The 17825-nt window shown below is 70.6% G+C and carries 14 protein-coding genes; 6 read left to right on the forward strand and 8 right to left on the reverse strand.

Going from position 1 to position 17825, the window contains the following annotated elements; genetic code table 11:
• Positions 1-50: 50 nt before the first annotated feature.
• Positions 51-398, reverse strand: a complete 348-nt coding sequence (locus ABD212_RS02370; protein ID WP_344090792.1) for a PTS sugar transporter subunit IIB — start codon at positions 396-398, stop codon at positions 51-53.
• Between the two features lie 194 nt (positions 399-592).
• Here ABD212_RS02370 and ABD212_RS02375 point away from each other — a divergent pair, with 194 nt between their 5' ends.
• Positions 593-2545, forward strand: a complete 1953-nt coding sequence (locus ABD212_RS02375) for a BglG family transcription antiterminator (RefSeq protein ID WP_344090793.1) — start codon at positions 593-595, stop codon at positions 2543-2545.
• Between the two features lie 617 nt (positions 2546-3162).
• On the opposite strand, the gene ABD212_RS02380 is transcribed toward ABD212_RS02375, so the two are convergent.
• From ABD212_RS02380 to ABD212_RS02400, 5 genes are all read right to left on the reverse strand, one after another.
• Entirely contained in the window at positions 3163-4116 is a 954-nt protein-coding gene (locus ABD212_RS02380; RefSeq protein WP_344090795.1) for a hypothetical protein, read from the reverse strand.
• A 370-nt stretch (positions 4117-4486) separates the two neighbouring features.
• Positions 4487-5071: a GNAT family N-acetyltransferase gene (locus ABD212_RS02385; protein ID WP_344090797.1), complete on the reverse strand. Its 585-nt coding sequence runs from the start codon at positions 5069-5071 to the stop codon at positions 4487-4489.
• A 9-nt stretch (positions 5072-5080) separates the two neighbouring features.
• A complete protein-coding gene (locus ABD212_RS02390) occupies positions 5081-6487 on the reverse strand; it encodes an MFS transporter (protein WP_344090798.1) in 1407 nt (468 codons plus the stop codon).
• Between the two features lie 146 nt (positions 6488-6633).
• On the reverse strand, positions 6634-8361 hold the full coding sequence (locus tag ABD212_RS02395) for a phospho-sugar mutase (RefSeq protein WP_344090800.1): 1728 nt from the start codon (positions 8359-8361) through the stop codon (positions 6634-6636).
• Positions 8358-9191, reverse strand: coding sequence for a purine-nucleoside phosphorylase (locus ABD212_RS02400; protein ID WP_344090802.1), 834 nt, complete (start codon positions 9189-9191; stop codon positions 8358-8360). The genes ABD212_RS02395 and ABD212_RS02400 overlap by 4 nt, the downstream gene beginning before the upstream one ends.
• 83 nt (positions 9192-9274) lie before the next feature.
• On the opposite strand from ABD212_RS02400, the gene ABD212_RS02405 reads away from it, so the two are divergent.
• Positions 9275-10732, forward strand: a complete 1458-nt coding sequence (locus ABD212_RS02405; protein ID WP_344090804.1) for an NAD(P)H-quinone dehydrogenase — start codon at positions 9275-9277, stop codon at positions 10730-10732.
• Between the two features lie 127 nt (positions 10733-10859).
• On the opposite strand, the gene ABD212_RS02410 is transcribed toward ABD212_RS02405, so the two are convergent.
• A complete protein-coding gene (locus ABD212_RS02410) occupies positions 10860-12626 on the reverse strand; it encodes an acetyl/propionyl/methylcrotonyl-CoA carboxylase subunit alpha (RefSeq protein WP_344090806.1) in 1767 nt (588 codons plus the stop codon).
• 77 nt (positions 12627-12703) lie between these two features.
• Positions 12704-13411 (reverse strand): Maf family protein, encoded by a 708-nt coding sequence (locus tag ABD212_RS02415; protein ID WP_344090808.1) that lies wholly within the window; start codon positions 13409-13411, stop codon positions 12704-12706.
• 22 nt (positions 13412-13433) lie between these two features.
• Between ABD212_RS02415 and ABD212_RS02420 the strand changes: the two genes are divergently transcribed.
• Genes ABD212_RS02420 through ABD212_RS02435 form a run of 4 tightly spaced genes read left to right on the forward strand, consistent with a single transcriptional unit; the run spans position 13434 to position 17813 of the window.
• Positions 13434-14834 carry a class I SAM-dependent RNA methyltransferase gene (locus tag ABD212_RS02420; RefSeq protein WP_344090810.1) on the forward strand — a complete coding sequence of 467 codons (1401 nt, stop codon included), beginning with the start codon at positions 13434-13436 and terminating at the stop codon, positions 14832-14834.
• 9 nt (positions 14835-14843) lie between these two features.
• A complete protein-coding gene (locus ABD212_RS02425; protein WP_344090812.1) occupies positions 14844-15518 on the forward strand; it encodes a response regulator transcription factor in 675 nt (224 codons plus the stop codon).
• Complete coding sequence (locus ABD212_RS02430; RefSeq protein WP_344090815.1) at positions 15508-16755, forward strand: sensor histidine kinase; 1248 nt, start codon at positions 15508-15510, stop codon at positions 16753-16755. Before ABD212_RS02425 ends, ABD212_RS02430 begins: the two co-directional genes overlap by 11 nt.
• Positions 16752-17813 (forward strand): hypothetical protein, encoded by a 1062-nt coding sequence (locus ABD212_RS02435; RefSeq protein WP_344090817.1) that lies wholly within the window; start codon positions 16752-16754, stop codon positions 17811-17813. Before ABD212_RS02430 ends, ABD212_RS02435 begins: the two co-directional genes overlap by 4 nt.
• Positions 17814-17825 lie beyond the last annotated feature (12 nt).

Consider the following 17825-nt stretch of genomic DNA (forward strand, 5'->3'; position numbering starts at 1 on the left):
GTGACCTCTCTCTGTCGTCTGTCTGTCGGCGGCGATCGTCGCCGTACCGGTCAAGTCGGTGGTGCGCCGCCCGCGGCCGGAGTGATCCCCCCGGGTCCTCCGACCGCGTCGCGGATCAGCGCGAGCGTCCGCGTGCCATCCATGTCGGTGAAGATGTCGGATGGCAGCAGCACCACCGTCGTCCCGCGAAGCTCCGCGTCCCTCTCGATGCGCTCGAGCGCGTGCGCGAGGTGGGGCCCGACGAGGACCACGTCAGCGGCATCGAGGTCGATGGGGAGCGACTTCTCGGTGCCCGCGAAGGCGGAGTAGTCGAGGCCCTGGTCGTGGGCGGCGTGCCGCACGCGCTGCGCGACGAACGTGCTCGAAGCACCCGCACCGCAGACCACCAGGATCCTCATCGATCCGCCTTCCTTTCCGCCATTCTTGTGAAATCGCTGGGAGCGGACAACCACCCTTGTTTCCGCGGGGGCGGAAATCGGGTCCGGCCCGCGTCACGGGGGCGTCGTCGGCCCTCGTCGATCCGCCGCGTGATTGACTGGCACCTACCCGGCCACGGCGACCGGGAGGCTGCGGCATTGCATGAGGAACGCCCGTGACACGAGCGAGACAGGACCGACTCCTGGCGCTGCTGGTGCGCGAGGGGGACTGGGCCACGGCCGCCACGCTGGCCGACGCGCTCGGCGTGACGCCGCGCAGCATCCGCTCCTATGTCACCGCCCTGAATGCCCGAGTGCCGTCGGGTGCCGCCGTCGAATCGGGGTCGCAGGGCTACCGCGCGGGCGCGGACGCGGCGTCCGCGCTGCGCGCATCGGGAACGGATGCCGGGACCCCGCGTGATCGCCTGCACCGGCTGGTCCGGGCCCTGCTGGACGCACCAGACGGGATCGACGTGTTCGAGACGGCCGATGCGCTGCACGTGAGCGCGGCGACCCTCGACGCGGACCTCGCCCGGGTGCGCGGCCTCCTCGGCGGCACCGAGCTCACCCTCGAGCGCTCGGCGTCGCGCGCTCGGCTGCGCGGCACCGAGATGGCACAGCGGCGCCTGCTGAGCAGGCTCGCCCACGATGAGATGGATGCCGGATCCTTCGACCTGGTGGCCCTGCGCCGCACGCTCGGCGAGGGCTCGGTCGGGGCGGCGGCCTTCGGACCGTTCAAGACGGACCTCGTCGCCGAGCTCGGAGCGCTCGGATACTTCGTGAACGAGATCGGGATCGGCGACGTCGTGATGCATATCGCGATCGCCGCGGACCGGGTGGCGCAGAATCGCGGACTGGACGCGGCGGTGACGGAGTACCGACCCGCTCAGCAGGAGGTCGCGTCGATCATCGCGCAGCTCGCGCAGCGCCACCTCGGCGTCGAGCTCGGACCCGGCGACCTTCAGCACCTCGCGACGCTCGTCCTCACCCGCGTGGTCGCCCCGGGCGATCAGACACCGGTCGACCACGCGAGGGCGCGGCTGGACGCCGACGTCGAGGCGACCGTCCGGGAGGTCGTCGAGACCGCCGCCGCGGAGTTCCTCGTCGACATCGTGTACGAGGACTTCATCATGCGCCTAGCGCTGCACGTGCAGAACCTGCAGCACCGGGCCCGCGAGCAGGCGTGGTCGCGCAACCCGCTTACCCGCTCCCTCAAGTCGACGTACCCGATGATCTTCGAGGTGGCGGTGTTCGTGGCGAGCCGCCTGCAGGAGCGGCTCGGCATCCCGCTCCCGGACGATGAGATCGCGTACATCGCCATGCACGTCGGCGGACGGCTGGAGCGCAGCCGCCACGCCGACCAGCTGCTGACGGCGACGATCGTCTGCCCGGGCTATTACGACCTGCACGAGCTGCTGCGTTCGAGTGTGGACCGCTCGCTCGGCCAGGCGATCGAGGTCGTCGGCGTCGAGACCCGGATCGACCCCGACTGGACGTCGATCGACACCGACCTGGTGCTCACCACGATCGACCCGCCCGTTCCGGGGGATCGCATCGTGAAGATCCAGCCCTTCCTCACCGGAGCCGACATCGAGCACGTGCAGGCGGCAGCGGCGCGCATCCGCCGTGCGCGACGGCTGGCGCGGCTGCGTGCCGAGCTCGAGCGCTACTTCGACGCATCCGCGTTCGTCCGGGGTCTGGACACCGCCGACGCCGGCGCCGGCGCCGGTGGTACGGGAGTCGAGGAGGTCGTGATCCGCCGGCTCGGGTCCTCGCTCGTGGCGAGCGGCGTGATCGACGAGGACTACGTCGAGCGCGCCATCCAGCGCGAGCGGATGTCGTCCACGGCGTTCACGGATGCCCTCGCCGTGCCCCACGCCCTCGAGATGACCGCCACGCGTACGGCCATCGCCATCGGGATCGCGGATCCGTCGATCCCGTGGGGCGGCGGACGCGTCCAGGTGGTCGCGCTGGTCGCCTTCTCGGAGACCGACCGCGAGGCGTTCCAGACGGTGTTCGAGCAGTTCGTCGAGGTCTTCTCGGAGCGCGACAGCGTGCAGCGCATCGTGCGGCGAGCCACTGACTTCGGCGGTTTCCTCGATGAGCTCGTGGCCGTGATCGACGGCTGAGCCGCGGCATCCGCGCGTCGCGCCGGCTCGAGGGTCGGGCCCTTGGGGCGGGGGGCCCTTGGGGCGGGGTTCGGGGCGGGTCTCGTCCGTTGGGGCCCGTAGGCGGGTTCGGGGCGGATCCCGTCCGTTGGGGCGTGAGTTCCGCGCCCCAACGGACCGCATCCGCCCCGAACGGCGGGCTCCGGGGCGCTGGAAGGCAGGGGGCGGGGGCCTTGACTCTCCAGGCCTGCTCTCGGGCTTCGAGGTCTGGGCCGCTCGGGCTTCCGGCATTCGGGCCTCGGCCTCAGACCTCGGGTCTCCGGCGCCCGTGCCTTGCGGCTGGGTTTGGGGCGGGTCCTGTCCGTTGGGGGGGGGGGATGTCTACGCCCCAACGGACAGAATCCGCCCCGTACGGCGCGTTCGGCCCATCAGATCGGTTTCGGGCAGCGGCTCCCGACTCGACTCCCGGGTTTCGGCCCTCGGCCTCGAGCTCCTCGGCCTCCAGCCCCGGGCCTCCAGCCCCGGGCCTTCGGCCCCCGCGCGCGGCGAGGCTCGGTTCGGGGCGGGTCCTGTCCTTTGGGGCAGGACGTCCCCGCCCCAACGGACCGAATCCGCCCCGAACGACGGGAGGGGGCCGCTCAGCGAGGAGGGGCGATGCCGAACGCCGCGAGTCGCCGGCCCAGCACGGCTGCCGTCGTGACGTGCGGCCATCCCCAGCGGACGAAGCGGCGCTGCGTGCGACCTCGGATCCAGTCCTCGCGCTGCTTCTCTCGGTCGAAGACGTCGGCGGTGGTTCGCCCATCGAGCATCTTGCCGTCGATGTACTTGATCGTTCCGTCGAACTCGGCCAGTGTCAGGGTCTCCTCGAACTCGAAATCGACGTAGTAGGCCGAGCCGTTCGGACCCGGAACGAGCACTTGCAACGCCACACGACGAAAGCCGAGCTCGCGCAGGCGGATGCGGCTGATCGTCTCGCCCGGCAGCTGGGCGCGACCATCGGCGAAGTCGAGTACGCGACCCGCCCTAGCGATGCCGTGGGCCGACCGCTTGGCCACTTCTCGCGCGGTCCGGCCGAACGCGGCGGCGCGTTCGAGGTCGTATTCGCCGGACCCGGGAACACACTCGAGTCGCAGCGCGCCGTCCGCGATCGTGACTGCCTGCTCGAAGGTCATGGTCCGTGCGGTGTCCGCGACGGTTCGAGCGAGGTTGGTGCACAGCATTCCATCGATCTCGACGATGTCATGGCCGAGTTCCCCACGATGACGGATGACGCCCAGTGCCGCGCCGGGTCGCTCGACGGGCACGATGGTGTGGACGCGATCGGTGCCGGGACGAAACAGCGCCAATCCGTGGATGGCGGCCGCGGTCTCGTGCGAGAACACGGGCCGGTTGGCAGAAACGGACGCGAGCGCGCGGGCACGCGCGACGATGCGCTTCTCGGGCTTAGCCTGCTTCCAGTCCTTCCACCGAACGAACACACCGGGTCGCAAACGCACCAGGTCGCCGGCGGCGACTTGCGAGCGGATGCCGCGCTGCGAGCCGCCCTTTGCGACCAGCTCATCCCGGCGATACATCTGCAACTCGGGATCCATACGCGCGAGTGTGTCGCAGTCGTCGTGATCGGAGACGGCAGTTCACCGCATCCGAGGCGAACTGCGCTGTCCCTCGCGCTGGGGAGGAGCCACCGGTCCCGCCGTGCGTCGGGTCCGGAACACCGTTGGGGCGTGTCCGGTCCGTTGGGGCGCTGCTGATGCGCCCCGACGGACCAAAGGCGCCCCAAACCCGGGCGGGAAGGGATACAAGCGGCCGGGTCGTCGAAGGGGGCGCGAGCGGCCGGGTCGTCCCGCAACCAGGTTTGGGGCGTCATCGGTCCGTTGGGGCGTGGCTGATACGACCCAACGGACCATCGGCGCCCCAAACCCTACCGGGCAGGGGATCCGACCCGACCACCCACAGAGAGCCTCACCCGCGCGCCAGCCGCTCCTGGAGGCCGAGCCGCACGGCGGGCCACTCGTGGGGCAGGATCGAGAACACCACGGTGTCGCGCAGCGTGCCGTCAGTGCCGATCCGGTGGTTGCGAAGCACGCCGTCCTGCTTCGCGCCGAGCCGCGCGATCGCCTCCCGCGACTGGCGGTTGTGCCAGTGCGTGCGCAGCTCCACCGCGATGGCGTCGCACTCGTCGAACGCGTAGGCGAGCAGAAGCAGCTTCGCGGCGGTGTTGACGGCGGTGCGCTGCGCCTCGACGGCGAGCCACGTGTGTCCGATCTCTACGTGGCGGTTCGGCTGGTCGATGTTGCAGTAGGTCGTCATCCCGACGATCCGGTCGATGTCCAGTCGACGTATCGCCCAGGGATTCATCGAGCCTTCGGCCTGCCAGGCGAGCCGCCGGGCGATCTCGGCGGGCACCCCAGCGCCCGTCGGCACCGAGGTGTACCACGCGTGCTCCAGGCCGACCGCGGCCTCGGCGAGAGCATCCGCGTGCTCGACGGCAAGCGGCTCCAGCCGGACGAAGGCGTTCTCGAGCGTCACAGGTTCGGTCAGCAGCACAGGTCGAGCCTACGAGGCATTCTCGCGCTGCATGAGCGACTCGACCGCGGCGGCTCCGGCAGACGGATCGTGCGCCGCGGATGCCTCGCGAGCGGCGACGATGGCCCGGCGGCCGGCGGGCAGCCACACGGCGAGCCCGACGACGACGAAGGTCAGGATGCCGGCCGCCACCAGCAGAAGCTCGATCGGCACGACATCGGCCAGCGGCCCGAAGACGACCATGCCGAACGGCATCGCCACCGCCATCACGATGCCCACGAAGCCGAACACCCGGCCCTGGCGCTCGGGTTCGACCGTCTCCTGCAGCAGCGTCATCGACGAGGTCGAGAAGAACGGCACCGCCAGGCCTATGGCGAACATGAAGCCGAAGAACACCCACACGTTCGGCGAGAGCCCGAGGCCGATCGCCAGCACTCCGAAGACCAGCGACGACGCCACGATCATCGCGATCCGGCTGCGCCCGGCGAACAGCGAGGCGACCGCGACCCCGCCGAGCATCATGCCGATGCTGAACGCGATCTCGAGCACTGCGAGCAGGACGACGTTCTGCTGCGCGCCCGCGTCGAACGAGCGCACGAGCATCAATGGCGTGAGGTTGGTCGGTGCCACGGTCAGGACGAAGATGATCGCGAAGACCACGAGCAGCCAGCGAACGAACGCGTGGTGGATCACGTAGCGCACCCCGTCGAGGAGGTCGGCGAAGTATCCGGTCGGAACGTCCGTGGCCCGGCGGACCGCCCCGACAGGGATCAGCGCCAGCAGCCCGACCCCGATCGCGGCGGTCACGACGTCGATGAAGAAGATCGGGACGATGGATGCCGCGCTGCCGCCGGTCGCGGCTGACGCCCAGGCGTAGAGACCTCCGGCGGCAGCCGGAGTCACCAGCTGCATTGCGGACTGGATCGATCCGTTGATGCCGTTCACCCGGATGAGCGCTCGCTTCGGAGCGATCTGCGGGATGAGCGCCGACACCGCGGGCATCTGGATCCCCGCGCCGGCCGAGCGCAGCGCCATCGTCAGGAAGATGAGCCACACCTCGTCGTACCCCGACATCATGATGAGCGCGAGGGCAAGGGTCGTCACGGCGATCGCGCCGTCGGCACCCATGATGAGGAGCTTGCGGCTGTGCCGGTCGGCCCACACCCCGCCGAAGATCGAGACGACGGCCTGGGGGAGGAATCCGAAGACCGCCGCGAGCATCATGATGACGCCGGACCGGTACGTGATCGTGAGGTACCAGAACACGGCGTACGAGACGAGCAGTGATCCGAAGAGGCTCACCGTCTGTCCGCTCAGGAACAGGATGACCTTGCGCAGCCAGTGCGGGTCGGAACCGTCATCCATCGACTCATTGTCCGGGGTGAGGGATGCCGCAGCCCCGGCATCCCGATACGGGGCACTCTCCGCGCTTGCCATGACTCGTCCTCGGGTCCTCGTGCTTCGGCGGCATCGCCGAAGTCCAACTCGCGATATATCGCGAGCACGAAGGTAGCACAGAACGAAGCACTTCGCGATATATCGCGAAGTCCACCTCCACCTCTTCTGCGGGAAGGCGGGGAAGCTCAGCTGCGCTCGGCCAGCAGCGCGCGGACACCCGTGCCGAGGGCCCGGATGCGAGCCGCCGCATCCTCGGTCGAGTCCGCCCGCACGTCGAGGTAGACCTTGAGCTTCGGCTCGGTCCCGCTGGGACGCACGATGACGCGCGATCCGTCGGTGAGCCAGAGTCGCAGCACATCGCCGGGCGGCAGCTCGTCGACGCCATCGAGCAGGTCGTCGACGCGATCCACGCCGACATCGCCGATCGCGGACGGATGCTGCTCGCGAAGCGCCGCCATGATCCGGCCGATCTCCGACACGTCCTCGACCCGCAGCGAGATCTGGTCGCTGGCGAAGTGCCCGAAGGTGTCGTCGAACTCGGCCATCACGTCGTGCAGGCTCGCGCCGCGCCCTCGCGCCTCGGCGACCATCCCCAGGATCGCGACGGCGGCCGAGAGCCCGTCCTTGTCGCGAACCGTCTCCGGATTCACGAGATAGCCCAGCGCCTCTTCGAAGCCGTAGACCAGGCCCGGTGCGCGCGAGATCCACTTGAAGCCGGTGAGGGTCGCGTGGAAGTCGAGTCCGAAATGCTCCGCGACCGTCTGCAGGCCCGGCGACGAGACCAGCGAGCACGCCAGAGAAGCGCCGTCCAGAGCACCGGTCTCGGCGGCATGCCGGGCGGAGCGCCAGCCGAGCAGCAGTCCGACCTGATTCCCGCTGAGCCGTCGCCAGCCGCCCTCGGCTCCGGCATCCGGAACCGCGACCGCGAGGCGGTCGGCGTCGGGATCGTTCGCGATGATCAGCTCGGCACCGGCGGCGCGCGCCGACTCGAACGCGAGATCCATCGCGCCGGGCTCCTCGGGATTCGGGAAGGCCACCGTCGGGAACGCGCCGTCGGGATCCAGCTGCGCAGCGACCGGCTCGGGAGCGGGATAACCGGCGACCTCGAGGACGCGCGAGAGCGTCTCCCATCCGACCCCGTGCATCGCGGTGTACACCCAGCGCAGCCCGTCGGCGCCTTCCGGCGCCGGGGCGACCGCGGCCGTCTCGGCGATGTACGCGTCGATCAGCGACTCCGGTGCGATCTCGTAGCCGAGCGAGCGCGGCAGCGCCGTGATGTCGTCCTGGTCGGCGACGCGCTGGATGTGGGCGGCGATCTCGGCATCGGCGGGCGGCACGATCTGCGCCCCCTGCTCGGGCCCCCCCAGGTAGACCTTGTAGCCGTTGTCGTTCGGCGGGTTGTGGCTGGCCGTGACCATGACCCCCGCCGCGGCGCCGAGATGGCGCACCGCGAACGCGAGCACCGGCGTCGGCAGCAGGCGTGGCAGCAGGATCGCACGCAGCCCCGCCCCGGCGAAGAGCTCGGCCGAGTCGTGCGCGAACACCTGCGAGTTGCGTCGTCCGTCATAGCCCACGACGACGGCGGGAGTCACCGCCGCGCCCGGGGCCGCGGCATCCACCGAGGCTCTGTCGAGCAGGTACGCCGCGAGCCCGGCCGCGGCCTGCGCCACCAGCACGCGGTTCATCCGGTTGCTGCCTGGGCCGAGCTCACCGCGCAGCCCCGCCGTGCCGAAGGCGAGGCGCGTGCCGAAGCGCTCGGCGAGGTCGGCCGCCGCTTCCTCGTCGCCGGACTCCGCGGCGTCGATGATCGCGCGCAGCTGGGTGCGGGTCTCGCCGTCCGGATCCTGGGCGACCCAGGCCCGCGCCGCCTCGAGGTTCGCGTCTGCCGTGGTCGCGGCATCCCCCCCGCTCACATCGCCCCGATCACGCGAGCGAGCAGCGAAGAGATCACGGGTTCGGCTTCGCGGCCCGCTTCGAGCACCTCCTGATGGCTGAGCGGAGTGGTCTGGATGCCGGCCGCCATGTTCGTGATGAGCGAGAAGCCCAGGACCTCCATGCCGGACTGTCGGGCGGCGATCGCCTCGAGCGCGGTCGACATGCCGGCGATGTGGCCGCCGATGGCCTTGGCCATCCTCACCTCGGCCGGCGTCTCGTACTGGGGCCCGCGGAACTGGCAGTAGACGCCCTCGTCGAGCGACCGGTCGATCGATCGGGCGAGGTCGCGCAGCCGCAGCGAGTAGAGATCGGTCAGATCGATGAAGGTCGCCCCCTCGAGCGGAGATGCGCCTGTCAGGTTGATGTGGTCGCTGATGAGCACCGGCAGGCCGGGCTTCCAGGTGGGCTTTATACCCCCTGCGCCGTTCGTGAGGACCATGATCTTCGCTCCTGCGGCGGCTGCCGTGCGAACGCTGTGGACGACGCGGCGAGGACCGTGGCCCTCATAGAAATGGGTGCGCGCCCCGATGACGAGGACGCGTTTCCCCCTCGGCGTCACCACACTGCGGAGGGTGCCCACGTGCCCCACCAGCGCGGGCGCGGTGAAGCCCGTCACCTGCGTCGCGGGAAAGACCGCGGTCGTCTCGCCGATGAGCTCCGCGGCCTTGCCCCAGCCGCTGCCGAGAGTGAGTGCGATGTCGTGACGCTCGACCCCGGTGATCTGGGCGAGGTCGCGAGCCGCCTGCTCAGCGACCTCGAAGGGGTCGGCGGCAGGGTCGTCCAGCGGGTTGGTGGTCGTCTCTGACATGCCCCCACTCTAGGAACGCGCGCACGGGAGGGCCAGAGACCGCCCAGCCGCCCTGTCGTCGCACGGCGGTCGGGCGGGAGAGAATGGTCGCTATGTCCTTGAGCTTCGAGCGCACTCAGAGCGTCGCGATCATCGGCGGCGGACCCGGCGGCTACGAAGCGGCGCTGGCCGCAGCCCAGCTCGGGGCGGAGGTCACGGTCGTCGAGCGGGCAGGCATCGGCGGGTCGGCGGTCATCACCGACGTCGTGCCGTCGAAGACGCTGATCGCGACGGCGGATGCCGCGGTGGCGATCGCCGGCGCCGGCGACCTCGGCGTGCAGCTGTTCGCCAAGGGCGCCGAGGGCAAGCCTCTCAAGCCCGAGATCGCGATCAACCTGGCGGCGGTCAACCATCGCCTCCTCTCGCTCGCGAGGCAGCAGTCGGACGACATGCGGGCGGCGCTCGCCGAGGCGGGCGTCCGGATCATCTCCGGCCACGGCCGTCTCGAGAAGGATGACGCGGTGATCGTCTCGACCGGACCCGGCGGCACCGACTTCGATCGTGTCGAAGCCGATACCTTCGTAGTGTCGACGGGATCGTCGCCGCGCGAGCTCCCCTCGGCCATGCCCGACGGCGAGCGCATCCTCACCTGGACGCAGCTGTACGAGATGGACGCCCTGCCGCCGCACCTCATCGTGGTCGGCTCGGGCGTCACAGGCGCCGAGTTCGCCTCGGCCTACATGAACCTCGGCGCGAAGGTGACCCTCGTCTCCAGCCGCGATCAGGTTCTGCCGGGTGAGGACACGGATGCCGCAGCCGTGCTGGAGCGGGTGTTCAAGCGGGGCGGAATGACCGTGCTGTCGAAGTCGCGGGCCGCGAAGGTCGAGCGGATCGGTGACGGCGTGCTCGTCACCCTCACCGACGGGCGGACGGTCGAAGGCAGCCACTGCCTGATGGCCGTGGGCTCCATCCCGAACACGGCCGGCATCGGACTGGAGGAGGCCGGGGTTCAGATGACCGAGTCCGGCCACATCCAGGTGAACCGGGTCGCTCGCACGTCGGTGCCCAACATCTATGCGGCGGGCGACTGCACGACGTTCGTTCCGCTGGCATCGGTCGCGTCGATGCAGGGCCGCACGGCCGTCTTCCACGCCCTCGGGGATGTCGTCATTCCGCTCCAACGCCGCCGCATCACCTCGAACATCTTCACCGCGCCCGAGATCGCAACGGTCGGCTGGCAGGAGAAGGACATCGCCGACGGCCTCATCAACGGCGAGGTCGAGAAGCTGCCGCTGGCCGCGAATCCCCGCGCCAAGATGATGGGCATCAAGGACGGGTTCGTGAAGCTCATCGCGCGGCAGGGCAGCGGCACGGTCATCGGGGGGATCATCGTCGGCCCGCGGGCATCCGAGATGATCTATCCGATCGCGATCGCCGTCGAGCGCCGCCTCACGGTCGATCAGGTCTCCCGGGTGTTCGCGGTCTACCCGTCGCTGTCGTCGAGCATCACGGATGCCGCGCGCGCGATGCATGTCGTCGACCACGCCATCTACGGCGGCTGACGGGCTCAGACGGCTCGGAGGAGGCAGCGCCATCGGGCCTGGGGCGCACCCCGTCCGTTGGGGCGCGTGATTCGCGCCCCAACGGACGAAATCCGCCCCAAACCCGAGGGTCGAGCCGCGCGTGGCCTCAGGAGATGGTCAGAAGCTGATGGCCCGCGGCGACGGTGGTGCCGGGCGCCGCGTCGATGGCGCCGATGACGCCGTCCTTGTGCGCCTGGATCGGCTGCTCCATCTTCATCGCCTCGAGCACCACCACCAGGTCGCCCTTGACGACGAGCTGGCCGTCCTCGACGGCGACCTTCACGATCGTCGCCTGCATCGGCGACTTGACCGCGTCGCCGGATGCCGCTGCGGTGGCGGTCGCAGCATGCGATCGGCGTGACGGCGGCACGGCGGCGGGGCGTCCGATGGCGCGCGGAGCGGCGACGATGCGGTCGGGCAGGCTGACCTCGAGGCGCTTGCCGGCGACCTCGACGACCACGGTGTGACGAGCCTCTGCGGGGCGGGGCGCGTCGAGCTCGCCATCCCACGGCGGGATGTCGTTCACGAACTCCGTCTCGATCCATCGCGTGAAGACGCCGAAGTTCCCGTCCGGCGCAGTGAATGCGGGATCGCGCACCACCTTGCGGTGGAAAGGCAGCACCGTCGGCAGCCCGGCGACCTCGAACTCGTCGAGCGCACGGCGGGCGCGTTCGAGCGCCTCCTCGCGGTTGCGCCCGGTGACGATGATCTTCGCCAGCAGCGAGTCGAACGAGCCGCTGACGCTGTCACCGGCCGTCACCCCGGAATCCAGACGGATGCCGGGACCCCCGAACGTCTTGAAGACGTGGATCGGGCCGGGCTGAGGCAGGAATCCGCGGCCCGGGTCCTCGCCGTTGATGCGGAACTCGATCGAGTGCCCGTCGGGAGCGGGGTCGCCGTAGCCGAGCTCCTCGCCTTCGGCGATGCGGAACTGCTCGCGCACCAGATCGATGCCGGTGACCTCCTCCGAGACCGGGTGCTCGACCTGCAGCCGCGTGTTCACCTCGAGGAACGAGATGGTGCCGTCGGCTCCGATCAGGAACTCGCAGGTGCCGGCCCCGACGTAGCCGACCTCGCGCAGGATCGCCTTCGACGCGTCGTAGAGCGTGCGGTTCTGCTCGTCCGTGAGGAACGGGGCGGGCGCCTCTTCGATGAGCTTCTGGTGACGACGCTGCAGCGAGCAGTCGCGCGTCGAGATCACGACGACGTTCCCGGCGGCATCCGCGAGGCACTGGGTCTCGACGTGCCGCGGCTTGTCGAGGTACTTCTCGACGAAGCACTCGCCGCGCCCGAAAGCCGTGATCGCCTCGCGCGTCGCGGACTCGAACATCTCGGGGATCTCGTCCACGGTGCGCGCGACCTTGAGTCCTCGGCCGCCACCGCCGTAGGCGGCCTTGATCGCGATCGGCAGGCCGTGCTCCTCGACGAACGCGAGGACCTCCTCGGCGCCCGCGACCGGGCCCGAGGTTCCGGGCGCGAGCGGTGCGCCCACCTTCTCAGCCACGTGGCGGGCCGTCACCTTGTCGCCGAGCGCCTCGATGGCGTCGGGACCAGGGCCGATCCAGATAAGCCCGGCGCCGATCACGGCGCGTGCGAACTCGGCATTCTCGGCCAGGAACCCGTAGCCGGGGTGGATCGCATCGGCGCCGGAGCGCCGGGCGACCGACAGGATCTTCTCGATCGACAGGTAGGTGTCGGCGCTGGTGGCGCCGTCGAGGGCGTAAGCCTCGTCTGCGAGACGGGCGTGCATCGCGTCGCGGTCCTGTTCGGCATACACCGCGACCGACGACTTGCCCGCGTCGCGCGCGGCACGGATGACACGTACGGCGATCTCGCCGCGGTTCGCGATGAGCACCTTGGCGATGTGAGGCATCTTGCCAGCCTACCGACGGGCCTGGCCCGTCCTTTGGCCGGTTCGTACAAGAAGCGTCGAGAAACGTGGGCTTCCTACTACAACGACGGACCGTCATCCACGCCGACGTCGACGACCTCCGCCGAGGCGAGCGACGGGTCGATGGTCTTCCACAGGGTCGTCCACTCCACGTCGAGATCCCGTACGAGACGCCGCAGCGTCGACACCGACATCCCGACCACCGTCGAGGGATCGCCGTCGACCCGGGTGATGAACGCGCCCCCCAGACTGTCGACCGTGAACGCCCCGGCTACCTGCAGAGGCTCGCCGGAGGCGACGTACACGTCGATCTCGGCATCCGTCACATCATCGGCGAACGTGACGGATGCCGCGGCCACGGCGTGCGCCTCGCGGGGCGCGACACCGGGCGCGAGGCGCACGACGGCATGACCCGAGTGAAGGACGCCGGTCCGCCCGCGCATCGCACGCCACCGGGCGACGGCGTTCTCGGCGGTATGCGGCTTGCCGAGCACCTGCCCGTCGAGCTCGAACATCGAGTCCCCGCCGATGACGATCCCGTCGAAGTCCGGGATGTCGTCTGCGAGGCGCGCGGCCACTTCGGCCGCCTTCCGCCGTGCCAGCAGCAGGACGTGCTCGTCGGGTGCGAGCGTGCGCCCTTCGGCGGCCTCGACCGACTCGATCACCGCTGCCTCGTCGACGTCGGGTGCGACGGTGAGCGGACGGATGCCGAACTGCTGCAGCAGCATGAGCCGGGCGGGCGAGGTCGAGGCGAGGCACACGCGCATAGCTCAACCGTAAGCTCTCAGCATGGCGGCTTCGACGGGTTCCGACGGCGATCTCATCGACCTCGACGTCACGGGCGTCGCACACGGCGGCGTCTTCGTCGGCCGCCACGAGGGTCGCGTGGTGTTCGTCCCGGACGCGATCCCCGGCGAGCGGGTGCGCGTCCGGCTCACCGACACGTCGAAGGACTCCTTCTGGCGGGGCGAGACGATGGAGGTCCTGGATGCCTCCCCCCACCGTCGCGCGCATGTGTGGCGACAGGCGGATGTCGACGTGCCGCCCGAAGATCGTCCGGGCGGCGCCGACTTCGGCCACATCGAGCTTGCGCATCAGCGTGCACTCAAGCTGCAGGTCCTGCTCGAGTCGCTGCAGCGCATCGGCGGCATCGACGATGTCCCGGTCGCCATTCGACCCGCCTCGCCGGTGCTTTCGGGCGACGGTGACCTCATTGCCGTCGAGAGCGCCGACGGCAGTGGATGGCGAACCCGCGTCAGCCTGCACGTCGACGCCGACGGGCGCGTCGGACCCTACGCGGCGCGCAGCCACCGCGTCATCCCCGTCGACGACCTTCCGCTGGCGACAGCGGCGGTCGAGCGCGCCGCACTCGGTCTGCAGGCCGGAATTCCTGGGCGGATCGACCTGGTGCAGCCCGCCGACGGCGAGGTTCGAATCCTGGCACGGCCCGCGCCCGTCGATCACGGCCGCGGCCGCGGCCGCAGCCGACGAGGATCGAGCGACGGTCGGGCGCGAAGTCATCCCGCACCGGCGCCGGCCTCGCCGGGGGATCCCGCGCTCGAAGTCGTCGTCGAGCGGGTGGGCGGCCGCGCGTTCCGCGTGGATGCCGGCGGCTTCTGGCAGGTGCACCGGCTCGCCGCGGGCACCCTCTCCGAGGTGGTGTCGGGTCGTGTGAGGGGGCTCCACGCCGATGGCCCACCGATCGATCCGGACGGCTGGCACCTCGATCTCTACGGCGGCGTCGGGCTCTTCGCGGCGACGCTCGGCGATCTCGGCGGCGCCGCGACGCGCGTGACGTCTGTGGAGTCGGACTCGCGAGCGACCGAGCACGCCGGTGCGAACCTCGCCGAGTGGGTCGGTGCGCGGGCCGAGACGGCCCGGGTCGACCGATGGATCGCGCAGGCGGGCGCGAATGCGTCGACCGCCGATCGGGCGCGGCTGGCACGTGGAGTGGTCGTCCTGGATCCGCCGCGGTCCGGGGCGGGGAGGGAGGTGGTGGAGGGCATCGCAGACCTCGAGCCGGCCACGATCGTCTACGTCGCGTGCGACCCGGTGGCGCTCGCGCGCGACCTCGCCACGTTCCGCGCCGTCGGGTACGACACGACGACCATCGACGCGCTCGACCTCTTTCCGAACTCGCACCATGTCGAAGCCGTCGCCGTCCTGACCAGGATGTCCGAGCCGCGCTAGCCTGACACCATGACGCGCGTCGCGCTGATCGACGACCACGAGTCCGTGCGACTCGGGCTCGAGGCCGCGTGCGCGCGCGCCGCCCTGGACGTGGTGTTCTCGGGAAGCAATGTCACCGAGTACCTCGACTGGCGGGCGTTCAGTGCGGCGCTTCCGGCGGATGTGGTCGTGCTCGATCTGACCCTCGGGGACGGCACGACGGTGACCGAGAACGTGCGCGCCCTGGTGCGGGACGGATCGAGCGTGATCATCCACAGCGTGGCGGATCGCCCGGCCGCGGTCCGCGAGGCGCTCGCCGCAGGCGCGACGGGGATCGTGAGCAAGGCCTCTCCGATCGGAGATGTGACGGCGGCGATCGCCACCGTTGCACGCGGCGAGCCGCTCAACAACGTCGAATGGGCGAGCGCGGTGGAAGGCGACCGCGCGTTCGCCGACGCGCAGCTGTCGGCGCGTGAGCGGGACGTGCTCCGGCTGTATGCCGCGGGGCTCCCGCTCAAGGTCGTCGCTGACCGGCTCGGCGTCGCCTACTCCACGGCAAAGGAGAACATCACGCGCGTGCGGGTCAAGTACGTCGAAGTGGGACGTCCCGCACCGACCAAGGTCGATCTGCTGCGACGGGCGATGGAGGACGGCATCCTCGTCGAGCCCGCCTCGGACCCGGGGGGCGGTGTCGGTGGCGGTTGAGGCGCCCAGCGCAGTTCTCGACAACGCGTGGGGACACATCCCGCAGACGCGTGAGTCCACAGTCGGCATCGGGTCCTTCACACGGACGCGCGTCGAGCGGATCATCTCGCTCGTAGCCGGGTTCGGCTCGCTCGTCCTGGGCGCCCAGGCGTTCGTGACCGCGCTGGCGCCGGCGGATGAGCTGCCCGGGTGGCACATCCCGCTCATGGCGATGGTGTTCGTTCCGCTGGCGGTGATGATCACGGCGTGCATGATCGGCCGGGGCGTCCGCATCGCGGCGGGAGCCTTCGCGTTCATCTATGTCGGGGCGCTGGTGGTCTGGCCGATCGCGACAGCGGGCATCGTGCCGTCATCCACCGGCGAGCCGTGGATCTGGTATCTCGTCAACATCGCGACCCTCGCCGCGGTGCTGGCGTTCCCGCTGCCGCTGCAGATCGTCTGGACGGTGCTCGCCCCCGTGCTGTTCGGTCTCGTCCGTCTCATCCAGGGCGGGTTCGCCCGGGACTTCTGGTTCGCGGTCGGCCTCGACGTGTCCTTCGCGCTGATCCTCGGCGGCGTGATCCTCACCCTCGGCTGGGTGTTCCGCTCGGTCGCGGCGAATGTCGACGAGACCCGGGCGAGGGCCGTCGCCTCGTACGCGCAGGCGGCGGCGGCGGATGCCGCGGAGCAGGAGCGGATCGCGGTGGCCGCCCTCATGCACGACAGCGTGCTGGCCGCGCTCATCGCCGCCGAGCGGGCCGAGACGCCGCGGGAGCGAACGCTCGCCGCGGGCATGGCTCGTGAGGCGCTGACGCGCCTCGCGAACACCGAGCAGGACGCGGGGGAGGGCAGCGACGACCCGGTCGACTGCGACGCACTCGCGGACGAGATACAGAGCGCCGTGCGCGAACTGGATGTCGACCTCGTCGTCGAGCGGTCCTTCGAATCCGGGGCCCCGACCATTCCGGGTCGTGTGGCGCGGGCGCTGACCCTCGCGGCGATGCAGGCGGTGGCCAACGCGCTGCAGCACGCCGGCGGCGAGGGACTGGCCGTGTCGCTCGAGTCGGAGAGCGGGATGCTGCGCATCCGGGTCCGCGACAGGGGCGAAGGGTTCGATCTCGAGGACGTGCCCGGTGACCGGCTGGGCATCCGCGCATCGATCTTCGCTCGCGTGGCCGCCATCGGCGGGTCCGCCGAGATCGACACCGGCGAGCATGGTACGACGGTGCGTCTGGACTGGACCGAAGGTGCCGCATGATCAGCGTCCGGAATGTCCTCGTCGGGCTCGCCTTCGCCTTCACGGCATATCTCGCCGCGCGCGGGCTGTGGTGGACGGCACCCGTGCCGCAGCCGCTCGTCGTCCTCGTCGCCCTGGCGCTGTACCTCGCGACCACCTGGCTCTGCCTCTTCTGGGAGCCCGCCGGCGCAGCGCCCGCCGCGCCGCCGGCCGACACCCCGCCGGGCATGGCCCCGAGGGGCCCGTCGCGGCTGCCGATGATCGCCGCCGTGCTCGCCCTCTCGTGCGCCGTGCTCGTGCCGAGCGCGATCAGCATCGCGGTAGGACACGACTCCCGCACGGCATCCTTCGCCACCTGGTACCTCGGCGGGATCGGCGCACTCATGACCATCGTCATCGTGCGGCGGCGCACCTGGACGGCATGGATCGGAATCGCGGCGCTCGCGATCGCCTCGATGATCTGGATGGGACCGGTCTCGGCTCTCGCCCTGGGCCTCGTGGGATCTGTGGTGTGGGTCGCCTCAGCCCAGCTGCTGCTGCGGTCGATGGACCGCGCCGCCCGCGACACCGCGCGACTGACCCAGCTGCAGCGCGCGGCATCCGCGTGGCAGGCCTCGCAGGTCGGCAGGCAGCGTGAGCGCCGTGTGCAGATCCAGCAGGCGCTCGCTGTCGCCGGACCCGTCCTCGCGCGCACGGTGTCGTCGGGGGGCGAGCTGGACGCCGACGACAAGCTCGAGGCACGGCTCGCGGAAGGGCGGCTGCGCGACGAGATGCGCGGCCCGCGGCTGCTCGACGACGACGTGCGCACCGAGCTCGAACGCGCACGCCGCCGGGGCGCCAATGTGACGGTGCTCGACGAGGGAGGTCTCGAGGGCCTGGGCGAGAAGTCGCTCGCGATCATCCGTGCGCAGCTCGCGGACACTCTGCGGTCGGCGAGTTCCGATCGCCTCTACATCCGCACCTCGCCGCACGAGACCATCGCCGTGACCGTCGTCGGGCGCTCGGCGGCGGGCGCCGGATGGAGCGACGAGGATGCCGTCGAGCTCTGGCGCGAGATCGCACACCCTCGCGTGGACTGAGTCGCCCGAAAC

Source organism: Microbacterium deminutum (assembly GCF_039530205.1).
Lineage (GTDB): Bacteria > Actinomycetota > Actinomycetes > Actinomycetales > Microbacteriaceae > Microbacterium > Microbacterium deminutum.

Bases quoted from the DNA above. Each gene is read 5' to 3' on its own strand.
- ABD212_RS02410 (WP_344090806.1), bottom strand. From the start codon at position 12,626: ATGCCTCACATCGCCAAGGTGCTCATCGCGAACCGCGGCGAGATCGCC.
- ABD212_RS02380 (WP_344090795.1), bottom strand. From the start codon at position 4,116: ATGGATCCCGAGTTGCAGATGTATCGCCGGGATGAGCTGGTCGCAAAG.
- ABD212_RS02370 (WP_344090792.1), bottom strand. From the start codon at position 398: ATGAGGATCCTGGTGGTCTGCGGTGCGGGTGCTTCGAGCACGTTCGTC.
- ABD212_RS02435 (WP_344090817.1), top strand. From the start codon at position 16,752: ATGATCAGCGTCCGGAATGTCCTCGTCGGGCTCGCCTTCGCCTTCACG.
- ABD212_RS02420 (WP_344090810.1), top strand. From the start codon at position 13,434: ATGGCGGCTTCGACGGGTTCCGACGGCGATCTCATCGACCTCGACGTC.
- ABD212_RS02415 (WP_344090808.1), bottom strand. From the start codon at position 13,411: ATGCGCGTGTGCCTCGCCTCGACCTCGCCCGCCCGGCTCATGCTGCTG.
- ABD212_RS02390 (WP_344090798.1), bottom strand. From the start codon at position 6,487: ATGGCAAGCGCGGAGAGTGCCCCGTATCGGGATGCCGGGGCTGCGGCA.
- ABD212_RS02405 (WP_344090804.1), top strand. From the start codon at position 9,275: ATGGTCGCTATGTCCTTGAGCTTCGAGCGCACTCAGAGCGTCGCGATC.
- ABD212_RS02425 (WP_344090812.1), top strand. From the start codon at position 14,844: ATGACGCGCGTCGCGCTGATCGACGACCACGAGTCCGTGCGACTCGGG.
- ABD212_RS02400 (WP_344090802.1), bottom strand. From the start codon at position 9,191: ATGTCAGAGACGACCACCAACCCGCTGGACGACCCTGCCGCCGACCCC.